This is a genomic window from Cytophagaceae bacterium (assembly GCA_016722655.1).
GTDB lineage: Bacteria > Bacteroidota > Bacteroidia > Cytophagales > Spirosomataceae > Leadbetterella.
Window position 1 is genome coordinate 2,867,511 of sequence record JADKIR010000004.1, and the last position, 24,633, is coordinate 2,892,143.

General features: G+C 33.0%; 27 protein-coding genes. 1 reads left to right on the top strand and 26 read right to left on the bottom strand.

Annotated elements, in window-relative coordinates; all coding sequences use genetic code 11:
* Positions 1-268: 268 nt before the first annotated feature.
* The 9 genes from IPP61_12960 to IPP61_13000 all read right to left on the bottom strand — a co-directional run bounded on the left by IPP61_12960 (position 269) and on the right by IPP61_13000 (position 6,686).
* Positions 269-499 carry a helix-turn-helix transcriptional regulator gene (locus tag IPP61_12960; protein MBL0326068.1) on the bottom strand — a complete coding sequence of 77 codons (231 nt, stop codon included), beginning with the start codon at positions 497-499 and terminating at the stop codon, positions 269-271.
* 4 nt (positions 500-503) lie between these two features.
* A complete protein-coding gene (locus IPP61_12965; GenBank protein ID MBL0326069.1) occupies positions 504-1,040 on the bottom strand; it encodes a DUF2975 domain-containing protein in 537 nt (178 codons plus the stop codon).
* 144 nt (positions 1,041-1,184) lie between these two features.
* Positions 1,185-1,850 carry a hypothetical protein gene (locus IPP61_12970; protein ID MBL0326070.1) on the bottom strand — a complete coding sequence of 222 codons (666 nt, stop codon included), beginning with the start codon at positions 1,848-1,850 and terminating at the stop codon, positions 1,185-1,187.
* Positions 1,851-2,117 carry a hypothetical protein gene (locus IPP61_12975; protein ID MBL0326071.1) on the bottom strand — a complete coding sequence of 89 codons (267 nt, stop codon included), beginning with the start codon at positions 2,115-2,117 and terminating at the stop codon, positions 1,851-1,853.
* Positions 2,118-2,277: 160 nt separating this feature from the next.
* Positions 2,278-2,856 carry a Crp/Fnr family transcriptional regulator gene (locus IPP61_12980; protein MBL0326072.1) on the bottom strand — a complete coding sequence of 193 codons (579 nt, stop codon included), beginning with the start codon at positions 2,854-2,856 and terminating at the stop codon, positions 2,278-2,280.
* A 399-nt stretch (positions 2,857-3,255) separates the two neighbouring features.
* Complete coding sequence (locus IPP61_12985) at positions 3,256-3,942, bottom strand: DUF4386 domain-containing protein (GenBank protein ID MBL0326073.1); 687 nt, start codon at positions 3,940-3,942, stop codon at positions 3,256-3,258.
* A 91-nt stretch (positions 3,943-4,033) separates the two neighbouring features.
* On the bottom strand, positions 4,034-4,603 hold the full coding sequence (locus IPP61_12990) for a Crp/Fnr family transcriptional regulator (protein MBL0326074.1): 570 nt from the start codon (positions 4,601-4,603) through the stop codon (positions 4,034-4,036).
* Positions 4,604-5,041: 438 nt separating this feature from the next.
* The gene (locus IPP61_12995; protein MBL0326075.1) at positions 5,042-6,103 is read right to left on the bottom strand and encodes a methylated-DNA--[protein]-cysteine S-methyltransferase; all 1,062 of its coding nucleotides are present in this window, start codon (positions 6,101-6,103) and stop codon (positions 5,042-5,044) included.
* Between the two features lie 76 nt (positions 6,104-6,179).
* Positions 6,180-6,686 carry a hypothetical protein gene (locus IPP61_13000; GenBank protein MBL0326076.1) on the bottom strand — a complete coding sequence of 169 codons (507 nt, stop codon included), beginning with the start codon at positions 6,684-6,686 and terminating at the stop codon, positions 6,180-6,182.
* Between the two features lie 11 nt (positions 6,687-6,697).
* Between IPP61_13000 and IPP61_13005 the strand changes: the two genes are divergently transcribed.
* Entirely contained in the window at positions 6,698-6,907 is a 210-nt protein-coding gene (locus tag IPP61_13005) for a hypothetical protein (protein MBL0326077.1), read from the top strand.
* A 76-nt stretch (positions 6,908-6,983) separates the two neighbouring features.
* Here the strand turns inward: IPP61_13005 and arr are convergent, their stop codons facing one another.
* The 17 genes from arr to IPP61_13090 form a co-directional block, all read right to left on the bottom strand.
* Positions 6,984-7,481: an NAD(+)--rifampin ADP-ribosyltransferase gene (gene arr / locus IPP61_13010; protein MBL0326078.1), complete on the bottom strand. Its 498-nt coding sequence runs from the start codon at positions 7,479-7,481 to the stop codon at positions 6,984-6,986.
* Positions 7,482-8,225: 744 nt separating this feature from the next.
* Positions 8,226-9,293: a ribosome small subunit-dependent GTPase A gene (gene rsgA, locus IPP61_13015; protein MBL0326079.1), complete on the bottom strand. Its 1,068-nt coding sequence runs from the start codon at positions 9,291-9,293 to the stop codon at positions 8,226-8,228.
* Positions 9,294-9,471: 178 nt separating this feature from the next.
* Complete coding sequence (locus tag IPP61_13020; GenBank protein ID MBL0326080.1) at positions 9,472-10,584, bottom strand: hypothetical protein; 1,113 nt, start codon at positions 10,582-10,584, stop codon at positions 9,472-9,474.
* 543 nt (positions 10,585-11,127) lie between these two features.
* Positions 11,128-11,613: a hypothetical protein gene (locus tag IPP61_13025; GenBank protein ID MBL0326081.1), complete on the bottom strand. Its 486-nt coding sequence runs from the start codon at positions 11,611-11,613 to the stop codon at positions 11,128-11,130.
* Between the two features lie 132 nt (positions 11,614-11,745).
* Positions 11,746-12,261 (bottom strand): Crp/Fnr family transcriptional regulator, encoded by a 516-nt coding sequence (locus tag IPP61_13030; GenBank protein MBL0326082.1) that lies wholly within the window; start codon positions 12,259-12,261, stop codon positions 11,746-11,748.
* Between the two features lie 130 nt (positions 12,262-12,391).
* Positions 12,392-12,703: a helix-turn-helix transcriptional regulator gene (locus IPP61_13035; GenBank protein ID MBL0326083.1), complete on the bottom strand. Its 312-nt coding sequence runs from the start codon at positions 12,701-12,703 to the stop codon at positions 12,392-12,394.
* Positions 12,700-13,047 (bottom strand): type II toxin-antitoxin system RelE/ParE family toxin, encoded by a 348-nt coding sequence (locus tag IPP61_13040; GenBank protein ID MBL0326084.1) that lies wholly within the window; start codon positions 13,045-13,047, stop codon positions 12,700-12,702. The genes IPP61_13035 and IPP61_13040 overlap by 4 nt, the downstream gene beginning before the upstream one ends.
* Before the next feature lie 57 nt (positions 13,048-13,104).
* On the bottom strand, positions 13,105-13,320 hold the full coding sequence (locus IPP61_13045) for an RDD family protein (GenBank protein MBL0326085.1): 216 nt from the start codon (positions 13,318-13,320) through the stop codon (positions 13,105-13,107).
* A gap of 15 nt (positions 13,321-13,335) precedes the next feature.
* Positions 13,336-14,400 carry an IS1595 family transposase gene (locus tag IPP61_13050; protein ID MBL0326086.1) on the bottom strand — a complete coding sequence of 355 codons (1,065 nt, stop codon included), beginning with the start codon at positions 14,398-14,400 and terminating at the stop codon, positions 13,336-13,338.
* On the bottom strand, positions 14,397-15,062 hold the full coding sequence (locus IPP61_13055) for a hypothetical protein (protein ID MBL0326087.1): 666 nt from the start codon (positions 15,060-15,062) through the stop codon (positions 14,397-14,399). The genes IPP61_13050 and IPP61_13055 overlap by 4 nt, the downstream gene beginning before the upstream one ends.
* Positions 15,063-15,110: 48 nt before the next feature.
* Complete coding sequence (locus tag IPP61_13060; protein ID MBL0326088.1) at positions 15,111-15,494, bottom strand: hypothetical protein; 384 nt, start codon at positions 15,492-15,494, stop codon at positions 15,111-15,113.
* Positions 15,495-15,785: 291 nt separating this feature from the next.
* On the bottom strand, positions 15,786-16,580 hold the full coding sequence (locus IPP61_13065; protein MBL0326089.1) for a hypothetical protein: 795 nt from the start codon (positions 16,578-16,580) through the stop codon (positions 15,786-15,788).
* Between the two features lie 217 nt (positions 16,581-16,797).
* The gene (locus IPP61_13070; GenBank protein ID MBL0326090.1) at positions 16,798-17,487 is read right to left on the bottom strand and encodes a hypothetical protein; all 690 of its coding nucleotides are present in this window, start codon (positions 17,485-17,487) and stop codon (positions 16,798-16,800) included.
* Positions 17,488-18,681: 1,194 nt separating this feature from the next.
* Positions 18,682-20,367 (bottom strand): GIY-YIG nuclease family protein, encoded by a 1,686-nt coding sequence (locus IPP61_13075; protein ID MBL0326091.1) that lies wholly within the window; start codon positions 20,365-20,367, stop codon positions 18,682-18,684.
* A gap of 321 nt (positions 20,368-20,688) precedes the next feature.
* Positions 20,689-22,728 (bottom strand): cadmium-translocating P-type ATPase, encoded by a 2,040-nt coding sequence (gene cadA / locus IPP61_13080; GenBank protein MBL0326092.1) that lies wholly within the window; start codon positions 22,726-22,728, stop codon positions 20,689-20,691.
* 2 nt (positions 22,729-22,730) lie between these two features.
* Positions 22,731-23,330, bottom strand: coding sequence for an isoprenylcysteine carboxylmethyltransferase family protein (locus IPP61_13085; GenBank protein ID MBL0326093.1), 600 nt, complete (start codon positions 23,328-23,330; stop codon positions 22,731-22,733).
* An 11-nt stretch (positions 23,331-23,341) separates the two neighbouring features.
* Positions 23,342-24,631, bottom strand: coding sequence for an efflux RND transporter periplasmic adaptor subunit (locus tag IPP61_13090; protein ID MBL0326094.1), 1,290 nt, complete (start codon positions 24,629-24,631; stop codon positions 23,342-23,344).
* Positions 24,632-24,633 lie beyond the last annotated feature (2 nt).

Here is a 24,633-nt window from a genome sequence, read left to right on the forward strand (position 1 = left end):
TTCTACAAGGTAAACTCTATCTATCTGAATTTCAATGAGTGTGTCTATAATGAAAAATGATATAAGTCAGGAATGGGGTTTTGGAAAAGTTTTTCCCGGTATTTTGAGATTATTATTTTTCAAACAGAAGATTTAAGACATTTAAAAAATATTGCTTTCAAAAGCGAATCTATCAGAGAAATACTTCCACAGGAATTCTGAAAATAGGCCTGAATCTCTTATGAAATGGCATCCAGAAACATTTTTGAACCAGCTATTTGCAACCTTTTTAGAATCGGTTTGATGGTTTTGGTTCGTCATTAATATATTCTAAAATGTCAGCCGGTTGGCATTCTAATATATTACAGATGGTATCCAAAGTACTGAATCTTATGGCTTTTGCTTTTCCCGTTTTTAAAATGGAAAGGTTAGATAAAGTCAATCCTACTTTATCGGAAAGTTCATTTAGTGACATTTTACGTTTAGCCATTACAACGTCGAGATTTACAACTATTGCCATGGTTTTAAACAGTCAAATCGTTTTCATTTTGAATTTCCACTCCTTTATTAAAAATAGTTGCAATAATGTAAATCACCGCTCCCATTGTTATAAATGCCTGGCTGTCAGCCCAAAATTGGTTCAAACTGCCGGTGTCAAAACCCTGATGTGTTAAATTTCTGGCAAATTCCCGGGCAATATAACTTAATAGTCCTATGGCCAGGGTGCAATAACTCATCAGGGAAATTTGCCTGGCAACATAACTGCTGAATGGTTTTTTGAGATCCATTTTATGCATTAATCTGATAACTATATAAAACAGGAAAGCTTTCAAAATCGAAATGCCTAGAATAAAGCTATAGATACTAAAAAAAGAAAACCAGCTTTCTTGATAAATCTTGGATAAGTCGAGCTTTTGATAAAGATTTTGGACAAATTCAGGCTTATAAATACTGAAAAAGAAATTAACTATTAAGCCTCCTGCTTCAATGCTCAAGCCTACAAAAATAAGCCAGGCCACAATATATAAGCCCCAAAATACGAAGTTATTTGCTTTTGACATTACCGTTAAAATTTTATTTGATGTGCCAAAGATAATACGTATTTATTGATAAACAATAAAAATAGATTTTTATTCAAAAAATATTTACCGAATATAGAAACTAGTAAATAATCTGCTGATTACTGCATCTTTCCAATTGATTTATTATGGCAGGTTCGGAGTACTTTGGATGGAAGCGGGGTCGATTGTTTTTTTTAATAATAAAATATGAGAAATTAAAACTATCGGAACCACACAAGTGGGCAACCAACAATATGGAAACTCCAGCACCGCAATATTCGGCTGGTCAAAGGCAAATTGTTGAACAGGCAATGGTGCCGACAGAATAGCTAGAGTCACGATGATAGATAAAAATACGATTCCGGTAATGTTCCAAATCAGGAAAAATTGAGGCTTGATTTTTCTTTTCGAGATGAATTGATAAAATAAAATTGCCAGTGCCGAAAGGCCAATCAGAATATCAAAATTCCAACCTTTAAAGGTCATTAAGTTTGGGATTTTATTTTGCAAAAACAATTGAAATAAAATCAGTTCAACCGGAATTCTTAAGACATGTATGCTTAAAAGGATATTTGGATTAAGTTTTTGTTTGCCGATACGTTTTAAGGAAAAAATGGTGACTGCAATGGTTCCAGCCATTAAAAGAGGAAATAATAGGGGAGTCTTTTCAAAAACTTTTAAATAGGCGAGTGTTCCGGCAAAAAGTTGCCAGATAACAAAAAACAACAAAAGCCTTAGATCTCTGCCTGCCCCAAAATAGAGGCCAGACAAAGACAAAAGACTGATTAGAATAAAGGCAATAGATATCATTTAATTCATTGGAATTGTAGTACGTACTTCAACTGTTCCGCCCGCAAAAAGCACCGGACAATGCTTTGCCATTTCAACGGCAGCTTCCATGGTTTTGGCCTTCATGGTTAGGTTGCCACTTATAAACTTTCCATCTTCCATCAGGAATTTGTTTTCAGTGGTTTGGTCACTTTTGATTACAACCCCCTCAAAACCCAGTCTCGAAACATTAACCAGCAATCCACGGGATGCAACTTCGCCAATAAATTTCTGCCATTGCTGATGCATTTTCTCGATTTGCTCTGCATTTGGTGGCGTGTTACCGGCCGGCATTCTGAATAGCAACATAAACTCATTTAAGTTTTCCATAATTTTTTTTTATTTTATTTATGGAACAAATGTACCGGGTACAAATTGCCGGAAAGTTGCCCTATGGCAAAAAGTGATTTTACATTGAAATTTCTTTCCTGATTCTGCTGAGAGAATATTTTGTGATGCCCAGATAAGTAGCAATATGTTGCAAAGATACATTCTGGACAATATGTGGTTTTTCTTTCATCAACTGCAAATATCTATCCTTTGCCTGGTCGGCGATGATAGACACGTTATGATTTTTTAATGCAAAATACGAATTTACCAATCTCCGCCGTCCGTGTTCTCTAAATGTTTCAATACTATGGAAGAGTTGCTGAAAAGTCTCAAAGTCTAATTGCCAGCACACACAATCGCTCAATGCCTGAATGTTTTCTCTGGTGGGGTTGCGAAGAAAAAACGATGACCAGTCAATCACGATCTCTGAGGTGCTGAAAAAGTTTGTGGTGATGTCGTTTCCATCGGTGTCGTTTACAAAAGAGCGGGCAAAGCCACTTTCCAAAAACCAGTAATGATTTTCTGTTTTTCCTTCCTGCAGAAAATACTCAGATTTAGAAAATTTCACTTGCCGAAATTTTGGGAGAATCAGTTCAAGCTCACTCTCTTTAAAGTCTTTCGGTGAGAAGATTGTTTTTAAAAAGTGTTCGTCTTGCATAGGGTTTTTGTTTTTGAAATGGAAGTTTGACGGTTTTCGAGCAAAAACTCCATTGTTTATAATACAGCAAAATCAGGGTTAATCAGCTCAAATTTATCATAAAAGCTTGAAAGTATTCGGTTATGTTCATTTATTTCAATTTGAAAAAAAGACGCAATGGTATTTCAGGAAAGGAATTATAACCCCAACAATAGCTTCTATTGGATTTTATATTTAGTGCATTATTCAGAATTTTTTATCTTTATCAATAAGGGCATTGAAGTGTGTTTGGCTTTGGTTTCCAGATTTTTAACTATTTTATCAGTAGGTTTTTGGATTTAAGTCTTGCTTCCAAAATATAAATTAACTTAGGAATACCCTTAAAATTCTTTCATTTCGGATGCTTTGTATTGGAAAATTTTAAATATGATTCTTTATTCCTTTCAATAAAAGCCATAGCATAATTGAAATTTCACTTACCAAACCCATTAATAGTGCAATGACAGTGACAGATCTGAAATCGGGAAAAAAAAGAAAAGAAACATAGTCAATTAGGTACCCAACACCACCCAGAAATAGTATTGTCCCAAAAAATTGAAGTATAAATTTCGATTTGTAAATCAATAATCCCAATGGGAAAAGCCAAAGCCCCCAGAACATTTGCCCAATTGAAACCATATTATTGTAAATATTTATGAATAATATCGAAAAATCAATTCTTTGGGTACTGTCAATTGATTTCAATAATTCTTCTTTTGCTATCATTAATGAGGTTAAATTGAATACCTCAGCTACAAATTGAAATGGAATAGAAATAAGGATAAGGGAAAACATAAATCTGGCTTGTTGAATACTCACATTTTTGAGTATTCGGTATAAAAATAATGCCATTAACAAAGTTGGAATCATGCTAATAATTCTACTTACAATACCAGTTCGGAATAGAAATTCATTTGCAATTATATTTTCTGCCATTTCTTTGGTACCGCTAATTCCTAATTTGAAAGAAACGAAAAAAACTCCATAAATAATCAATAAGATGTGCAGTAAGTAAAAAAAACCGGCTAATCTAGCCTCTTTTTCGAGTGTTTTTGTTGAATTATCCATGATGGTTTTTCTCTAAATTTTGAAACCAATTATTTTAAAATCAAATTTCTGTAATTCAGATGAAAGTCAATTTGACAAATATCAAATAATGCTATTTTTTAGCTCGCATCCGGCTTAAAGTTTCAAGAGTTATACCAAGGAAGGATGCTATATAGGTAAGTGGTACTCTCCTGATGATATTTGGATGCTGTTTTAATAAATTTTCATAACGTTGATGTGCAGTTTCGAAGTGAATTGAATCCATTCGGTTTTGAGAAAGAATAAGGGCTGCAGAAAGCAATTTACGAAACCAGGTTTCAATATCATGGTAAGTTGTTGAAAGTCTTATTAAATCATCATAATGGATTCCCCAAACTTCACAATTCTCTAAAGTTTGAATAATAAGGTGGCTTGGGGAACGCTGAAAAAAACTCTTTATTGAAAGCAAAAATTCTTCATCAAGAGCAATCCACTCTGTTATTTCTTTTTCATTTTTATAATAGAAAATTCGTACAGATCCTTTCGCAACAAAATAAATGTAGTTACAAACTTGTTGTTCTCTTACTAAAAAATGTTCTTTCTGAATGTCCCAGGTTTTGAATGCCTTAAAAAATGCATCTTTGCTTTCAATTGATAGTGATGAAATAGCAAGAATGTAATTTTTGAGAGCTTCGTTAATCATAATTTAAGAAGATTAAAGCCAGTTCCTTAGGATGGCAAAATTGGAAATATTACAGAAATGCATTTCTCAATCATCATATTAAATTTTAACTATTTTTGATATAACTGACTTGTAATTAATGCTTTTATTTAAAAATAAAATTACGTAAATATTTGTCTCATTGATTCGGAGTTTTGATTTTATTGTATTCAAAATTAGTGAAATATCCTTTTTCAACAATTTAATTTATATAAATATCAAAATCATTTTTAACCTGAACATCAACTCTGATTGTTACATTCAAAAAAGATTTTGGCAGGAAATAGCCACGGTTAAAAGACCTTTATGAGGTTTGGAAGGTTGAAAGTTAAATCGTTCGTTGTATATTTTCCTCAATATGAATGCTAAGATTTTGTAGGGCAGAATGTCAAGCAAATCATAAGATATTTTATCCTGTTTTTATTTCCATTTCTGTTCTAAGTCGAGGAGGTATTGTTTTCGCCAAAGTCCACCACCATAACCGGTCAGTTTTCCATCAGTGCCAATCACCCTATGACAAGGTACAATTATAGACACCCGGTTCAAGCCATTTGCATTGGCAACTGCTCTAGCAGCACCCGGAATATTTATTGAATCTGCTTGCTCTTTGTATGTTTTTGTGGTACCGAATGGGATATTTCGTAATTCATTCCAAACCTGATTTTGAAATGCAGTACCCGGTGTGGAGAGTGGCACAGTAAAGATCTTTCTCTTACCTTCAAAATACTCATTGAGTTCTTGCTCTAATCTTTCAAAATGCTGATTGTTGCCTTGAACGATTGTTGCGTTGAATAATTTTGCCAACGATTTTAATTCTGTTTCAAGCATTTTGCGGTCTGTGAATTCCAATAAACAGATGCCTTCCTCCACAGCACAAGCTATCATAGTTCCTAATGGCGTTTCAATACGTTTAAGGTCAATTATTTTTTCTTTTTTACTATTTTTTGGAGAAATCCCAAATATAGATTTAAAGGATTCGGAAAAACCACTTAGAGACTCAAATCCTGAGTCAAATGCGGTTTCAGTAACCGAATCACCATTTTGTATTTTTTTAAAAGCTGAATTTATTCTGAATATTCTCTGGTAAGCCTGAAATGTAATTCCGTGATTTTTTAGAAACCAACGTCGTACCTGATTGGGCTCTAAACCTCTTTTAACGAGATCATAATCCTTCAATTTATTGCCTGGATTTGAGATTAATTCATCAATTAATTTTTTAATCGAGTCAGGAGTTTCATTTAATTTTTCAATGGGTTTACATACTTTACAGGGTCGATATCCTCTTAAAATACATTCTTTTGAAGTTTTAAAAAATTCGACATTTTCTCTTTTGGGTTTTCGGGCCGTACACGATGGCCGGCAAAATATGCCTGTGGTTTTTACTGCTGTAAAAAAAATCCCCTCAAAGTTGGTGTCCTTATTTAAGGATGCCTGATACATGATATCGTCGGTCAGCTCCGCCTGAATTTGAGAATGAGTCATCATATTTTGACATTTTAGATTCAGTAAAAGTAGTATATCATTTAAAATTACTACAACCGAAATATTGACAAGTATTTTATTTGTTAAGATTAAAGGAAAGATTTAAAATGGCTCTTGTATTTAAGCTTATAGATTTTTGGCTGTAAGCTCCGCCCACACAAAGTGGAATTCCGATAGATCCCCAATTATAAGCTCGGTTTAGAAAAAAACATACTCCACCTGTATTTACCCATACGTTCTGGTTATTTTTTTGTGGCGGGAAATACGTTAATTCACCAAACCAGTTGGTATGTAATTTCCAGTCTTCATCAAGATTTTTAGTGTGGATATTACTACCAAAAAATGTGAATAGCCCCCAATTGTCTTCTTTGTTTTCAAAACCGGCAAATTCAATAAATTTTGATTTGTAGCCTAATCCAAAACCGGTCGCCAGGGCAGGGGTATAATAATTTGACCTTTTACTTAAATTGAAGTTTGCCACATTAGCCATTCTAATAAAATAGTTGGTTTGGATCTTTTGACTGTAGCCTTCCAAAACTGAAAATAAAATAAATAGAACCAGGATTGTCTTTTTGTTTGTCATTGTCTTTTTTAATGCAAAAAGACTATATCATAGACAAGGCTACAACCGAAAAATTGACAAGTATTTTTTTTAGTAATGTTTATGGCCTGCAGAAAAAGTCAGAAGTAGATGAGCTGGTTCTGACTAAGGCTCTTTGGAGTATATTTTGTGCAAGGGTTTTTGAAATAATAGTTAAAAAAACTTTCATGGGAATCTTAAAAACACTTTCTTATTATTTTTAAATTAAACAATTGCATGTTTTTCTGCAGAATCTATTTAATTCAGTCCCTACTTTTACAATAAGTCCAGGATAACATATTAAACTTGTTCATTAAGTTTTGCCAATCCATCTTTCATTGCTTTAACCTGGTCTGGTGAGTGTCCCTGCCAATGGGTGACTTCACCAACTATCTTAAATGGGCTGGTTGAACGATAAGATTTTGTCGGGTTACCCGGAAACTTTTTGTCTGTCAGGTCAGGGTCGTCTTCAATTGGCCCTGTTGGTTCAACCAAATAAATTCTTTCCCGATTTTCGCCCAATCCAAGTTCAGCACCCCAAATTGCAGCATCTAGCGTTGCGGAAAGAAAAATGTATTTTGCATTTTTCCTTTGTCTATAGTTGGAGTTGTTACCGACTTCAATAAAGTCGCCAGGTTTGAGGTCAGCCTTTGTCCCGTGAAAATAAATTTGAGCAAATGGAGTTGCACTTCTTGCTATGTTAATAAGCTCTCTTTCTAACCTGTCAAAGTTCTCCTCGTTTTTTGGTCCGGCAAAACCTTTGATTTTATCGCATTCTTCGACCGTATTAAAAATCATGCGGAAGGAAATTTTAGATTTTGAATCGTTTATACCTTCAAACCCTACTTCCATGTCAAAAAGCGGCTGGGAAGTCCTGGTCCAACGGATTAATTTTTTGGGCTCAACAATTTTAAACACAGATGAGTTTTCATAGTTACCCTTTTCCGGCCCATGCATGGTTAAAATCCATTTTCCTTCAGGTTGTAAATCAAATTCATGAATAGTGTTAGTAAATCCCTCAGGTCCCCACCATTTTTTTAAATGAAGTGGATTGGCAAACGCCTGATATAACATATCTAAAGGAGCATTCACTTCTCTCGAACTGTAAATTTCATTGTCAGAATTTGAACTCATATTTTTTAAAATTATTAAATGTCTGTCTGTTTTGATGGTATTAAAATGACCGCTAGCTAGCATGAATATGAAACTTATTTTAACTGTTTCATAAACTTCTTTTTGAATTAATTTTTTTTTAAAATTATCTCTTTATGAATACTTAAACTGCAAATAGGCAATCACTTTAATATCAATCTCATTGATCTGATGTTTTGATTTTAAAGTATTCAAAATTAGTGATTTTCTTTTTTTTGCCAATGGTTATCTGTTGATTATCAAAATCAATTTTTATTATGGAACCATGGCTTCTGGGGAAGGTTAGGTTTAAATTAAATCAATCGTTTAAATGATACTGATTCAGTTTAATTTATGTACTCTGTTGTCAAATCTATTTGTTCCGATATATTCATATCTCTTATTTAGAGTTTAGAAAATATTTCTCTTCATATCTTTTTTATAGTTTTTAAGCACTTTTCCAAACTCTTTATCTTTTTTTCGTCTCTCTTCAACGCTGGATTCAAAATGTGCTTTTTCCCGCTCCATTTTTAGATAGTTTTCATAAGATTTTTTGTCGATTTCTCCGTTTTCAACTGCTTCTAATACCGAACAACCGATTTCACTTGTATGCGTACAATCTTTAAATCTGCAATCAAGAGAAAGCTGGACAATTCTGTCAAAAGTGGTCTCTAGTCCACTTGATGTGTCCGCAATTCCTACTTCTCTCATTCCTGGATTGTCAACAAGGATTCCACCATTTTCAAGGACAATTAATTCTCTGTGACTTGTTATGTGTCTTCCTTTATTTGTGCTATGGCTTATTGAATCTGTTCTCATTAAGGCTTTCCCTGAGAGATTGTTCAATAATGTTGACTTTCCCACTCCTGATGAACCAAGCATACAATAGGTTTTGCCTTTTTCAATGGTCATTTTCAGGGCTTCGTATCCATCCTGAGTTTCGTTACTAATCGCAAAAACGGCAATGTCTTTTATTCGCTGTTTAATACTGTCAGTAATTTCAGTTAGCTTTTGCTCACTAATTAAATCAGTTTTCGTCAATACAATTATGGGTTTAACTTTTGACGAATAACATATGGTCAGATATCTTTCAAGTCTGTTGATATTAAAGTCTCTGTCGACGGCCTGAATCAGAAATGCATAATCAATATTTGTAGCTATTATTTGTATCTCTCCAAATTGACCGACGGCTTGTCTTGTAATCATTGATAGTCTTGGCAGTATTTTATGGATTACCGAAAATTCAGCATCGTATGTTGTCAATGCAACCCAATCGCCAACCGCAGGGAAATCTACCCGGCTTTTTGCTGAAAATCGTAGATTTCCGGTTATTTCGGCTTCATATTCACCGTTTTCGGTTTTTACAATATATCTTTCCTTATGCTCGGCAATGACTCTGCCAATCTCAAAGTCTGAAAGCTTATGCTCAACGCTTAACTTCCGGAGTTTGTCATTGTATCCAAGATCTTCTAATTTCATCATTTCTGTTATGTTTTTGTATTTTATGGGTGGGATGGTAATGGTTTCCCGGTTTGGCGATTTAGCAGACTTATAGCACAAAAATTCAATAGAATTATTGCTGTCTAATCTTATACAAATGTTTGATAGAAACACCTGAGCCGCCTTTTTGCCCAACTACTTTTAGCAATAGCTATTTTTAGTTTGTCCAGGGTTCTTTGTGTTTAGCGTCCATAAATTTTTCACCGTCAAAAATGCATAATCCTTGCCAGGTGCCAAACCAAAGTTGTCCTTTTTTATCTTCAAAGATACTAAGTACCAGATTTGAAGTTAATCCGTTTTCAGTAGTATATAATGTGAAATTTGTCCCATCATATTTATATACTCCAACATTTTCCGCTGTAAACCAAATGTTCCCTTTACTATCTTCATAAAGCCCACCGGTTTCTACACCTGCAATAATTCCTTCCTTAGTGAAGTTCGTGTACGTTTTACCATCAAACTTGCTCATACCACCATAAAAAGTTCCGATCCAAATATTCCCTTGCTTGTCTTCCAGGATATCCGTAGCATTATTGCTAGTCAGTCCATTTTGGTTGGTTAAATGAGTAAATTCCCCTTTATTGTATTTAAAAACTCCATTTCCATCAGTAGCAAGCCAAATGGTTCCACTTTTTCCTTCTATAATTTTAAAAACCAATTTATCAGATAGCATGTGCTGCGGATTTTCGACCACTGAATCTGGCAATGAAAAAGGTATAAACTTCTCTCCATCAAAATGTGAAACTCCTTCATACCCACCAACCCAAACTAATCCGCTTTTGTCAACGATTAATCCCCAAATTTCCTCATCATCGCCGGGCAATCCTTCTTTTTTTGAAAATGTTGTAAACTCTTTACCGTCATATTTTATGAGTCCTTTGGATGTTCCAAACCATAAATTACCTGCTTTTTCTTCTACAATCTCTAAAACCCTAAAATTAGGGTTGATTCCCGCAATCGTGATTTTTTCAAGTGTTTGTCCATCATAACGGATAATCCCGTCGCCATTTGTACCAAACCAATAAATCCCTTTATTGTCCTGATGCATTGTCCTTACAAACTCTCTTACCATTCCATTTAAGTTGGTGTGAATTTGAGGAAATGTCGTGTTTTGAGTCAAAATGAGTGGTAGAGTGTTTACTTCATTTTCTTTTAAATTAGCAACAGATTTTTCTTTCACTAGCCTCGTACACGATGTGATTTGAATTGTCAGAAGAACTAAAATGAAGTTCTTTGTATTTAAAATCATCTTATCACTAATTTTTACCATAATGTCGGTTTTTTAATTTGGCTAATAAAAATATCTACCCAATCCATTTTTAGATTTGCTTAAATATTTCATTTGTACCTAATCTATGAAATTAATAATCTATTGGCTATGAATACTTAAACTGAAAAAAGGCAATCGCATTAATATCAATCTTATTGATCCCATTTTTTGATTTTATTGTATTCAAAATTAATGATTTTTCTTTTTCGGTCTATAGATTTCTGTGGATTTTCCAAATCAAATTATCTTCTGGTATTATCCTTGCCGGGGAAAAGGTGGGATTAGGTAAAATCAATTGTTTAAATTAATATTTTATTGATATCGTTTTATTTTCAACCTCAAAACAAAAGTTGAAGATAAACCAAACTCTGCCCGGTGGTTTTCATTATAAATGCTACGTTTTTCCATTATTGTATATCGAACAACTTGCCCCGTAATGCTGGGAAGCATTTGTTGTTTCTTCGTTGTTTATGAGCTTCTATAAAATTGTCAGATTAGATTTTTACTTTTTAAAATTGTTTATGATTGTCATTTGATAATTTTTTAATGGGTTTTCATTTCTCCGTGGTGAAGATAAAAGTTTATGGACTCTTCCCAATCTTTCAAATTTTGTTCATACATTTTTTCAAGTGCCTGTTTATTAATTGTGTTGCCTGTATCATTCAGACCAATAAATGTATAAGTTATCTGAGCAGTTGTTTTATCGGCGGTTAATGGTTTGCATATTACCGTAATAGTCCAATAACGGTTGGGTGTCGAAACAAGATATTGAATCAAATGGGTTTCGGGTTGATACTTTGTTATTCTCCACAGAAACTCGGTTTCATCATGTCTGTGTGCTTTTGTTTTAAATGTTGTACCTTCTTCCAATATTTCGGTTGTTGGGTAAATTAAAGTAGGATTCCATCCTTCTGCCCATTTTCTCTCTTCAAATGCTCCAAATAAAGGGAACACATTTTGAATACTTCCCATCAATAGGATAGTTTCTGTCTTTGAAATTTTTTCAGCTTTAAAATTTTGATTATCCATGCTTTGCGGGTTTTTACATGAGACCATTAGCATTGACAGTATCAATAGGATACTCATGTTTCTCATAACTTTGCTCTTATTTACATTAATTAAAATCCATGCAAAATTATGATGCAGTTTTTAACCCGCCATTTACATTTGTTGAGAAAATGTTCTGCGTATCCTGCTTAGTTGTGTTGGTGTCATGCCAAGAAAGTTTGCGATATTATAATGAGGCACCCTGTTTAAAAGATTGGGGTATTCTTCTAAAAACCACTTGTATTTATTTAAAGCATCTCCAGTGATCAATACTTCAATTCTGGAATGATTCTGTTGGTTAAGTTTCTGGAAATTTGAAAGAATAATGTTTGTTATTTCTGTGTTTGAATTTAGATAAGAAAAAACCTTTTGGTAATCAGCTACTGAGATAATACAATCTTCCAGGGCCTGGATATTAAAGGTTGCCGGGATGTTGGGGATATAATTTCCAGACACAAGGTCATCTTCCATAAAAAAATGCGTAATAATTTCAATTCCATCATTGTCTATGCTATACCCTTTTAGGATTCCCTTAAGTATTTTCCCTATTCTGTAATTCTGCTGTCCATGTCTGACAAAGAAATCACCTTTTCGGATTTTTATTTCTGTATGAAGGTTTTCATTTATCATGATTTTTAAAAACTCACCAAAAACGGTTTATATTTTCGAGGGCTTTTCTGTGCGTTGGCCTTTGAGAGGTTGCAAAAGCTCTCGTAAATATTTGTGTTAAGTGATGGTTTTCATCTTTTCGCCCAATATTTCAATCGATCGCCATTTTTTGATTTAAAAGCTCTACGTTAAAATTAAGTTTGGCATTCAAAGCCTTAAAAACCTTTAAAATTGTATCAAATCTGGCGTCTGTAAAACTGTTTTCAATTTTAGAAATTTGAGCTTTTTTCACTCCAACAAGTACCCCAAGCTGCTCTTGAGTTAAGTTTCTTTCTTGTCTTATTTCTTTGATAGTTTGCCCAAGTATTTCAAGCCTTAGTTCGTTTTCATAAGCATCTCTATTAGGTGTTCCTTGTTTACCTATGTGCTTATCTTTCATTTCTTCAAAACTGTAAGTTTTCATTTTTTTGACTGTTTATGTTTGAAATAATCCATTCTAATCTGCTTTGCTTTCTCGATTTCTTTTTTAGGTGTCTTTTGAGTTTTCTTAATCAGTCCGTGGGTGGAGATAACTAAGGTCTCTGATTTATCCTCTTTGTCCCAAAAAGCAAAAAGTCGAATAGCATGCTGTTGAAATAACGTTCTGAACTCCCAAATATCGTCTTCCAGTTTTTTGAATATTTCTGGGTCGTTTACAAAAGTTGCCTTGTCGATGTTGAAGTAAACTTTATTTTTTGCTTTATCAGATAAAGAGTCAAGAAATTCTGCTGCTTCCTCAGTAAAAACAACTTTGAATTTTGGATTCATTTACTATTTTATTTCAAAGTTAATAGTTTCTTTTTCAGGAAACAAATCTTTTATGATTTAGGATTTCTCAACAACTACTATTGTTTTTGAAAGTGTATCATGAAACCCTTTAGGTGTATATTGGGCATATAAAAAAGACAGCGGGTCGAAAGGAATAAATCGGCATAAAGACCTAATTAACAAATCTGATAAAGTGGGTTTTTCGCCATTTTCTTTCAAAACAATAGTTTTGGTTATAAACTTGCCTAAGGTTTTCTGAAAATATAATTCCAATAAAAAGAAACGGAATTATATACTATTTGACATAGCGTATTTTTCGGCCAACTTGGCTCTACGCTTGCCTTGATTAGATTTTACGAATTGGGGGTTAAGGTCTTTGAAGTCTGTTTCTGGGGGTAGCATGGCATTAAATACGAGAGTTTCAAACATATCGTCATACTTCCGATTGTTGTATTTAAAGCAAAATTCATCAATGTAGTTCTGTAAATATTCGTCACTTACATTATGATACTGCCCTATAATACCCCTTTTTACTATTGCCCAAAAGCCTTCTATGGTATTGGTGTTTAATCCCCGATAACTATACATTTTCTGATGGTCAATCTTGATATGCTCAATTACGGCATTGAATCGGCTGTAAGATTTGTATTCATCGGTCAAAAGGACGCTATCGGGCAAACTTACATACTTTCTTACAAGTCGTTTCAAACTCGCTGAATCGGTCAAATTCATAACCTCTGCTACCACATTGCCGTTTCGCTGAACGATACCAGCCACAGGTGTTTTTAATGTACCCCTGCCACGTTTTGCGTTTTCACTATTTGCATTTTTCTTGTATGCTTCATTCTCAAAAACAAACCTGCTTTCAAGTTCTTCAATTCTATCGTCAAGCTCTGCATTTCGATATTTTTTACCAAATTTAGCACTCTGATATTTACGTGGTTTTCCTCCTATGTAGGTTTCATCCATTTCTAAAATACCTTCGAGATGTTCATTGCCATCTGACATGATTTGCCTGATTTTATGATACATCCTGAATGCCGTCACATAGCTTATGCCGAGATTTCGCTGAAGCTGTAAAGCTGACAATCCTTTTTTGGCATCACTTATCAAAGCAAAAGAGAAAAGCCAGGTTTTGAGAGAAAGGTTGGTAGAATGTAGTTGGGTGTTGGTTGTAACCGAAAATTTGCGACCGCACTCATAACAATGGTATCTGTAATCTTCGTAACGTTTTGTGATGTGTTCACCGCCACAATGACAGCAGTTTTTCTTTGTGCCCCACCTGACAAACTCAAAATAGTCTGTAACCTCTTTTTCGGTTGGCAAGTTGTTGGATATTTGGACGATGTTCATTGCTCTGAATTGTTTTTTGTATCAATATTTTCGTTTATGAACTTGACCACATGTTGAGCTTTGCTAATTTCAATAATAAAAATTCTTGAAACAACAAAGCCAAGAATTAGAATAGAGTATAGTAAGAAATTAATAAATGGCATTATATGATTTAAAGGATATTCAAGAATATGATTTGTAATAATAATTGAAACAATTAGCCCAAGCACTTTACTTAATATTTTTACAATTTTTGGAGACATATCAGAAAATTTATGGTAGTTACTAACAGTATCTTCAGAAAATTTATTTCTAAAATAGTATTTTTTATTATCCTCATTAAATCTCAGATATTTCATAAGAAATTTAACAGTTTTATCCTTGTCATAGATTGCATTTTTTTCTAATGGCAATGACAGTATAAAATGAAAAATAATTTCTATCAAGAAGAAATACACAAATGCGATACCCAAAAAAATCACAAAACTTATTAAAAATGACTCCTTTAAAATAGCATCAAAAGCAATAGCTAAATTAAATGATTCTGGTACAACAAATTCATATTCTAAATTATTCATAATCTTATTTGTTGAAATAATTGAAAAATAAAATCTAAATATTTCAATAAGTAACTTAAATCGTTTTAAATGCTCAGTTGTTAAGAAAGCTATTATATATTCCATAAAAGAGGTTTTAATTATACCCAAATTTACGGCAAATAGGTTTATATGTCAAATAGTATATAATTCCGAAAAGAAATAACAGAAAGCTACCAGGAATAGAATTATTAAACCAGAATTTCTTTTATCAATAAAATTTAAAATGTCAAGTATAGTCATGATAACATAAGCTATTGTAATGACAGCAACAAAGTCAATCAAAAAATTAATAATTCTTTGGAGGTAATTGGCTTTTGTTCCTTGAAATATAATTAGCGGTTCAGGCGGACTTTCTTTTAATTTTTCGATATAATCAATTTTAATTTCACGGAAATAAATTTCTTTTAAAGCCGCCTCAAGTGCCTCTGTTGTATATTGAGATTTATTTATGGTTACAATTTCAATTAGTTCTTCATCAGAACGTTTCTTCATTCTATCAGTATAGTCCAATTTCATTTATGAGTAATTTATTTTTGCTACCACGTAAAATTAGTATAGATACAATTCCCAAATCCAGTTGCGCATATATCGTTATTGTATGAGTTACGTTTATTTGTCTGCTACCTATTTATTTATCAAATATATCAAAGATCTCAAAAAAAACAAAAGGACTTTTCGCGGTTTTATTTACCCTATCCTACAAGGATTCAATAAAAAATGAATGGACTAAAGATATTGATAATTGAGGAATTGCAAGTAAAATATGATTAACGCCCCAAAGATGGTCCAACCATCGTAGAACGGAATTTAATTATAGTGAATACCTGATACCAACAGTCGGTTCATAATAATGATAAGTATCAATATAATTAATAATTGGGGTTGCAATTTGTTTAATAAGTCGAAATTTTTGTTCGTGTTTTCTTTTGAATAATTTGCCTTCAACAAAAAACCGTAACTCCACATTAATGCAAGCGGACTGCAAAGAGGATAAATTAAACTTAAAAATACCGGCACAGGCAGATTCAGCAGTGATGTAATGACAATACCGATAAAAAGTGGAAATATTACCAATGAATTTGTAAATTCTTTCCTTAAAGATTGGTTTTCAATAATCTCGACCGTGCCCATTTCAATAAAATACTCGCTTAACTTTTTTAGGATAAAAAATAGTGATACAGCCCCTAAAACAGCAATAATAATAGATATCAATATCGGGAATTTCAACGCGTTAAAAATATAACCCGTATCACCTTGTATGAAAAAAGGAGCAATCATCAGGTAACCCATGAAATTGATGTATCCAAATACGCTCATGTAAAGTAAAAACAAAAAAAATGTATTGCGTTTTTTATATTTTGAACAAATAAAATTAAATGTTATTCCTATCAACAAACTAAATATCGGGCCTGCAGCAGCCACGAGTATGCCACTTCTTAAAGACAATGAATTTTCGAGAACATAATTGTGAAAAAGCACTATGTAGGTCGAACGTAAAACAATTGCTGCTGCAAAATGCCCTACTTCGTGAAGTGTCATTTGTAAAATTGTTGCGATTACAAATAGTGCAGTTGAGTTAATTATTATATTTCTTTTGTTCATTTCATTATTATTTGTCTGTTCTTTTGGTTTTTTTTTACACTATTGAGTTATGCAATTACTTTAAGTACAATGATGCAAAACGGTTTTGGAGCTTTGCAAAGCTGATAAAACAGAAGCACAAATGTTCAGTTCAATATCAAAGTTTAATTGAGCCCCCAATGTTCAAATCTAGCATTAATGCCCCACTTTTGCAAAACCCCAATTGGTGGCTGGCTTTTTATTCTTTGTTTTTAACTTTTAAAATCCTTTTGAAATTTCTTTCTATTTCAGCTTGTTCTTCGTTTAATGATTTGTCAGACATTGGTGAAATATTGTCTTCACTATTTAATTGGAGAATTAATTTTCCGTTTTCAAAATAACTTCTTTTTTCAACAATTTTAGATTTCTCAATATCGAAAACTTCTTTATCACTACTTTCTGGTATTTTCTTCCAAATTGACCTATTGTATTTTAATCCTTTTTGAAAAACAAAAGAAAGTTTATTGTCTAGTAAATAGTATTCTGTCAGTACTTGATATGTTTCCCCAAATTCTTGTGTAATTATTTTGTCTAATTTATCATTCCAATTGTAAAATGTTACTTCTCCACCTTCATTACTTCCTTCCAAATATTTTGTTTCAATATTGCTCCAATTTCCATAATCAATTGAATTTAGTCTTTTGAAATTTTCTCTTATAGGTTTCAGTTTTTTTGTCAAATACTCATCATGAGGATTGTAAATTTGGTTCTTGCTATCAGCAATTTTAGAACTATCTTTTATTATTCTTGTTTTGTTAGAAATAATTTTATTAGAATTCTTTTTAGCATTTTGTGTTTTTGTCTCACAACTTGCCAATGAAATTAGGATTATTCCAACTAATATTTTCTTAAAGTTTCTTTTCACGGAATTGTATGTTATGCTTGCCACCAACAAATAAATTTAGGCAATACAATTTTTGAATTGCGTAAATATCCCATTTGTACTAAATCTACAAATTGATATAATCGACTGGCAATGAGTATTTAAACTGTGAAAGGTTAATTGCGTAAATATATATCTCATTGATCCGGTGTTTTGATAATATGGTATTCAAAATTAGTGATTTTTCTTTTTCGGAATATAGATTACTGTGGATTTTCAAAATCAATATTTCCTTCTGTAGCCTCTTTGCATTTCCAAAACATTTGCCACAGCCTCGCAGGGAGATTTTTATATTTAACTTGCCCAGATGTAAAAGCTTCAGGAAAAAGTGTAAAAGTTTTATTACAAATCATTAAAGTATAGCCGGGAATTTCTGTCTGATGGCTACTTACCAAATGTTATCCAAAGGCTAGCTCTTTTATCAGAAGTCTAATGGTATTTTCATGGGCCAATTAGCCAAAATAAAAACTAAAGGAGAAATATTTCCGGTTTGCCCTGCCATATCAATTAACCAAAGGTGATGCTTTTCTAAGGTATTTTAAATCGGCGGTACCGATAGAGTAATCCAAGAATGTATAAACTATTGATTATTAGATAGAAATAATAGGAAGTATTGCCAAATTACCACATAAATAGTTGAAAACTTGTGCTAAATTACCATTAGTGGAGGGGTAAAAGTGCTAAATTAACATCGAATTCGACGAATTTAACATCGAATTCCACGAATTTGATGTCGAAATCGACGAATTTAACATCGAAATCGACGAATTTAACATTGAATTTCACGAATTTAACATTGAATTTCACGAATTTGATATCGAATTCGACGAATTTAACTTCATTTTTCAGGAATTTGACTTCGAATTCGACGAATTTGACTTCGATGGAGGGTGCTACGACTTCATTTTTACCAATTTTGATCTCAGTGGAGGAGGCTGCGAGCTACCCGCCGGGTCTCGGCAACTACTCAACCCGGCCAGGAAAGTAAGTATTGAAGCAATTGAAAACGATGACCGTTAATAGAAAAATGAGGGAACGAGAAAAAAAGAGGCTATATCAAAGTGAATGGATGAAGGCTTATAGGTGGATATTCCTTTTTGAGGTTTAACTATGGTTTAAAGATAATTTGGGAATCGATTAGTTATGGCATAACGGTTGAGCTTTACAATCGGTACGGGCAATAGCCGTACTGGTGTAAAACTATTTTTTTTTTGACTTTCTTCCTTTCAGAGTCCCTTTCGTTTTCATATGTTGTGCATTAATCTTACAAGCTTCGCTCTTTGTCATCCATTTACAATTACTAGGAAAAAAACCTTTATCCTGATCAATCCGCTTGAAAACCATATCCATATAAGTAGGTTCTCCAACATCTTCCCTGAATAATAAGAAGTCGTTCCATCTATTATGAAATTCAATGTTGGGAATATAATCTCTTGAATTTGGGTTGATACTTCCATGTTTTATGCTACTCCATGTTTTATAAACTTTTGATTTAACATAGCTTTCTCCAGGCTTAGAAGGTGTTTTTACATCAATTCGTCCAGACCTAATTCTACCTTTTGCAGCTTCATATAATATTTTTCTTGTTTCAGAAACATATTTTGCAGCTTCTTTTACACTTTTAAATCTTTTCCCATCTATAGTTGTTGGTTTACTGTTGGAACCGCCACTAATTCCACCTGTTGAAATGTTATAGCCATTAGGAATCAATGTGTTTAATTTCTTTATCCATTCTCTTTCTTTTCGTTCTAATCCCTTTTTCGTTGTTCCAGAATCTATCGCCTTAATTGAGAAATTGTCCGCACCAAATTCTCTAATTGCTGCATGTAAAGATTCTTTACTTTTTATATGGTTTGTATTTGCTTGTTCTTGATGATATCTCCACCTTCTTTCCAAAGTTTGAACAGTCAAACCGATATATTGCTTCTCATTCAAGTTATTCGTTATTAAATATATGATTCCATCCGCGTATCCAGGGTTTGGGATTCTCTCAAAAGCTTCCTCCAGCTTCATACCTTCTTTGATCCATCTATTGATTGTTGTAGAACTTGCGGGAGGTCTTAATACTCGTGTTGCTTCCTCAATATTAGGATATTCTTCTCCAAATACAGTAACCTTGTTAATCTCTCGCTCATGTCTAATATAATCAGGTGAAAATATTTTCTCTTCATTTAATCCAGCTTGTCGCCTTTTTAATGCTCTATGATAATCAATCCCCTTTTCAATACATTTTTCTTTAAATGTGCCTACGGTAAAACTCTCAATTACACAATGAGGACATTTTGTTCCTCTGAGATGATTACTTGGAGATTGAAAAAAATCTCCATGCTTTGAACATATTATTTTACCGCTTTTAGCAGAATTCTTGTACATAAATTCACTGTAATCATAAGAATCACCATGAATTTTCTTAGCCCTATCAATAAACTCCTCATTTAATTCAGCTTGAGTTTTAATTCGCCCTAAATTATTTTTGTTTCCAGAAAGTTTAAGAACCTTGCATTGTACACAACCAGTATGACCTTTAATATGATTACTAGGTTTTTGTTTAAATAAAATATTGTGTAGAGTACATTTTATCTTAACCATCTTACCTGCAGATGGCAATTCATCAAAAAAAGAATAATCATATAAATCACCCCAATGTTCTTGTGAACGCCTTATAAATTCGTCTTTACTTGTTTTCTGAGAATCATCATAACATTTTCTACAGCCTACGCCATTTTTGTGATGACCAGGCGTAATTTGAAAGTTTCCATGCTTTGAGCAAATCACAGTTATTTTAGTTGTAGAATTAACATATTCTACTAGAGAATAATCGTATTTATCACCGTGTTGATTACGAAAATCTAATATTGCTTCATGTTGTGTTTTCTTTCTAGGCATTTTTTATTTTTATTTCCTTCATAATAGTGCCTATTTTAATGAAAGCCAACGGTTTGGGGCTTGACGCAGTGGGGGATTAGAAGCACAAATGTTCAATTTACTACAAAAGTTCAATAGAAGTACAAATGTTGAATTTACCACTTCTGCCCCCATTGCGTTCAAACCCCTGTTATGCCCTAGTGCCTTTTTCGTCTGTTTATTTTGGCTTTTGTTGTCGTGTCGTTGTGTGTTGGCTTGGTAGCTCTTTTGCATTTTTTAGCGTTGGTTTGAGTATTGGCAAAAAATGCAAATGTGCTACCAAAAGCGTTGGTGTTATTGTCATCAAAACTTCATTCTTTGTATTCGTACTGCATTTAGAATTGCTAATAATGCTACTCCTACATCAGCAAATACTGCTTCCCACATTGTAGCTAATCCACCTGCACCTAATATTAGAACAATGGCTTTAACAACAAATGCAAGTATAATATTTTGCCAAACAATTTTTTTGGTTTGTTTCCCTATGTTTATAGCCATTGGGATTTTACTTGGCATATCGTCTTGTATAACTACATCTGCTGTTTCTATGGTAGCATCACTGCCTAAACCACCCATTGCTATACCTACATTGCTCAATGCTACTACGGGTGCATCGTTTACGCCATCTCCTACAAAACAAACGGTTTCATTTTTAGCAATGAGTTCTTTTACTTTATTTACTTTGTCTTCGGGTAATAAATCGCCATAGGCGTTTGCAATGCCTAATTTTTCGGCTACAAATTTTACCACTGTGCTTTTATCTCCACTTAACATTGTAGTTTTTACTCCTAATGCTTTTAATTTGTCAATGGTAATTTGTGCATCTTCTTTAATGCTATCGGCAATGGTTAAATAACCAATAAATATTTTATCGTATGCAATAGCTATTAATGTGTAAACAATAGTACTTGGGTCAATATCATAAGCAATATTAAATTTGTCCATTAATTTAAAATTCCCCACTAATAATTCCTTTCCGTTTACAATTGCTTTTAATCCGTGCCCTGATATTTCCTCTACACTTACTAAGCTGATATTACTATCTACCTGACCAACATAATTATGAATAGCTGTAGCAACTGGGTGTGTACTTTGACTTTCTAAAGCATTTACTATTTGCAGTATTTCGTCTTTATTAAATTCGGGTTTTAATATTACTTCTTGAACTTTGAAAACGCCTTCTGTCATAGTGCCTGTTTTATCCATTACTACATTCTGAATATTGGCTATTATATCTAAAAAATTACTACCCTTAAATAAAATACCATTTCTGCTTGCAGAACCGATACCGCCAAAATAACCTAATGGAATACTAATTACTAATGCACAAGGACAAGAAATAACCAAGAAAACCAAAGCTCTGTATAACCATTGACTAAAAACATAATTATCTACAAAAAAGTAAGGAAGTGCTGTTATAAGAATAGCTAAAGCAACTACTATTGGGGTGTAAATTTTTGCAAATTTTCTGATAAATAATTCTGTTGGTGCTTTTTGTGCAGTAGCATTTTGTACCAATTCTAAAATTTTACTCAACTTACTATCAGTATAGGCTGTTGTTACTTTGACTTGTGCTACGGTGTTTAAATTTATCATTCCTGCTAAAACCACATCACCTTTCGATTTTGTATCTGGTTTGCTTTCGCCTGTAAGTGTTGCTGTGTTGAATGAAGCATTATCTGATATTAATTCTCCATCTAAACCCAATTTTTCACCTGGTCTAAGTTGTATAATATCGCCAATATTTACCTGTTCTGCTTTTGTAATTTTGGATTGATTGTTTTGAATGATAGTAACTTCATCAGGACGTTGGTCGAGTAATGTTTTTATGTTTGCTTTGGCTCTTTTTACTGCTAAAGTTTGAAACACTTCGCCAACTGCATAAAATAACATTACTGCTACGCCTTCGGGATATTCGCCTATTGCAAATGCTCCGATAGTTGCAATACTCATTAGCAAAAATTCAGAGAATATTTCTCCTTTTCCAATGCTTGTAAATGCTTCTTTGACTACTGGAAAGCCAACTGGAATGTAAGCAACTACATACCAAATAATTCTTACCCAACTTGTAAACCACGATTGTGGAAAATAATTATCAAATGCAATAGCAATAAGTAATAAACATAGTGAAATCATTGCTGGTAAAAACATTTTTATAACACTATCATTGCCTTTTGAATGGTCGTGTCCATCTTCGTCTGAATGTTCACTATGATTGTGCCCATCTTTTTTACTATGTCCATCTTCTAACAAAGAATTTGCCCCTGCATTTGTATATATTTTTTCTTGCTGTGAGCAACAAAGTTGCTTGCCTTTTGCATCGTAGGTATGTTTATGTTCCATAGTTAAATTAGTCTTCTTGTTTTAAGTTTATAATTGATATATTCTTGTCTGTGTTGTTTTTCTAAGAAATCTTCTTCTAAGCGAATTTGTATTTGAATTATAAAATAAGTGGTAATCAATAAGCAAAAGGATAATGCTGTAGGTACTATCATAAATAGACCCAAAATACTTATTATCATTCCTAAAAAAATAGGATTTCGGCTTATTGAAAAAACACCTTTAATTATTAATTCAGTTTTATTTTTTTCATCTATGCCAATACGCCAACTTTTACTCATTTGATATTGTGCAATACCTATCCATATTAAAGAAATATGAATTAAAACTAAACCAATTATTTTGAAAGCACTAAAACACAGATAAGAAATAGGAATGGTGTAGTAATAAAGTGTATTAGAAAATGAAAAACATAAAACTGCTACAAATAGAAATGCAATAAGTAGTTTCATTACAAATCCAATATAATCGTGGGCATTATCAGTCTTTCCAAATGTTATAGGATTTATTCCTGTTTTTTTGAAAGTTCGATATGTAGGCACTACAAATGCTATTAATATGTAAACTAATAAGTATATCGGTAAATATATTTTAAGTATATCCATAAGTTTTATTTTTAATGTTCGTGACCGCCTGTATTTGATAATTTAGCATTGATAAAAAATGCACCTTTAGTAACAATTACTGCATCTTTGGGTATGTCATTTACAAATGTGATTGCTGTATAACCCATATTAGAAACACCTTTTACAATTTCTATTTTTTCAAAATTGGTGGTGTTTTTTGGCTCTGCTTCCTTGCCTTTTTCTGCTTCCTTATGGTCGTGTACTTCTTCGCCATCTTCGTGGTGTTCTTCAGGTTCTTTGTTTGTTTTTATAAAAATGTAATACTTACCATCAGCTTCTACAATAGCTTCGGTAGGTACGGCTGGTGAAGTAACATTGTTTAGACTAACTATGGCTGTAATATTCATCCCATCAATTAATCCTGTTTTATTGCCTTTTACATTGCAATGTACTGGTATGGTTTTGCTTTCACTTTCAAAAGCCGAACCAATGCTATAAACTACTGCATCGTATTCTGTAGTTGGATTGTTAGTTAAGGTAAAATGAATAGTTTGTCCAACTTTTAGCATTGGTAGGTCTTTTTCAAATACATTGAGATCTAAATGTAAACTACCGTTATCTACAATTTCGGCTACAGGCGAAGATACATCTACATACGAGCCGATTTTAGCAAATACATTACTCACAGTACCACTTATAGGACTTGAAACCACCAACATAGATTGTAAATTTCCGTTGCTTACATTATTAGGGTTAATGCCCATTAGTTGAATTTGTTGCTGTAATGAAGCTCTACGAGTTCGCAAACTATTTAAATCGGCTGTGGCACTTTGTAAGTTTTTCTTTGCTCCTGCATTTCCTTCGTTTAATTCTTTTTGCCTTGCAACTTCTTGTTCTGCAAAGGTTATTCTACTGCCTGTACTTAAATATTCTTCTTGGAGCTGAATAAATTGAGGATTGGCAATAGTTGCAATGATTTGTCCTTTTTTTACATAAGAACCTATTTGAACATTCAAAGTTTTAATTACACCACCATATAAAGAAGTAGCATTTGCCTTGTTGTTGTTTGGAACTTTTAGATTGCCATTTGCTTTTATGGTTGCCGTTAGTTCTTTGTTTTCAATATTGCCAAAGGTAATACCTACTGTTTTAATTTGTTCAGCAGTAAGTGAAGCAATTGTGGCTGGGGCTTCTTCGTGGTGTTCTTCTTTTTTGGCTTCTGTTTTTGTTTCAGCCGTTCCGTGATTATGCCCATCTCCTTCCTTATGATTGCTACAGGCAGATAACAATAAAGTAAGAATTATTGTTACAGAAATTATTTTATTTATTTGAAATATCATCT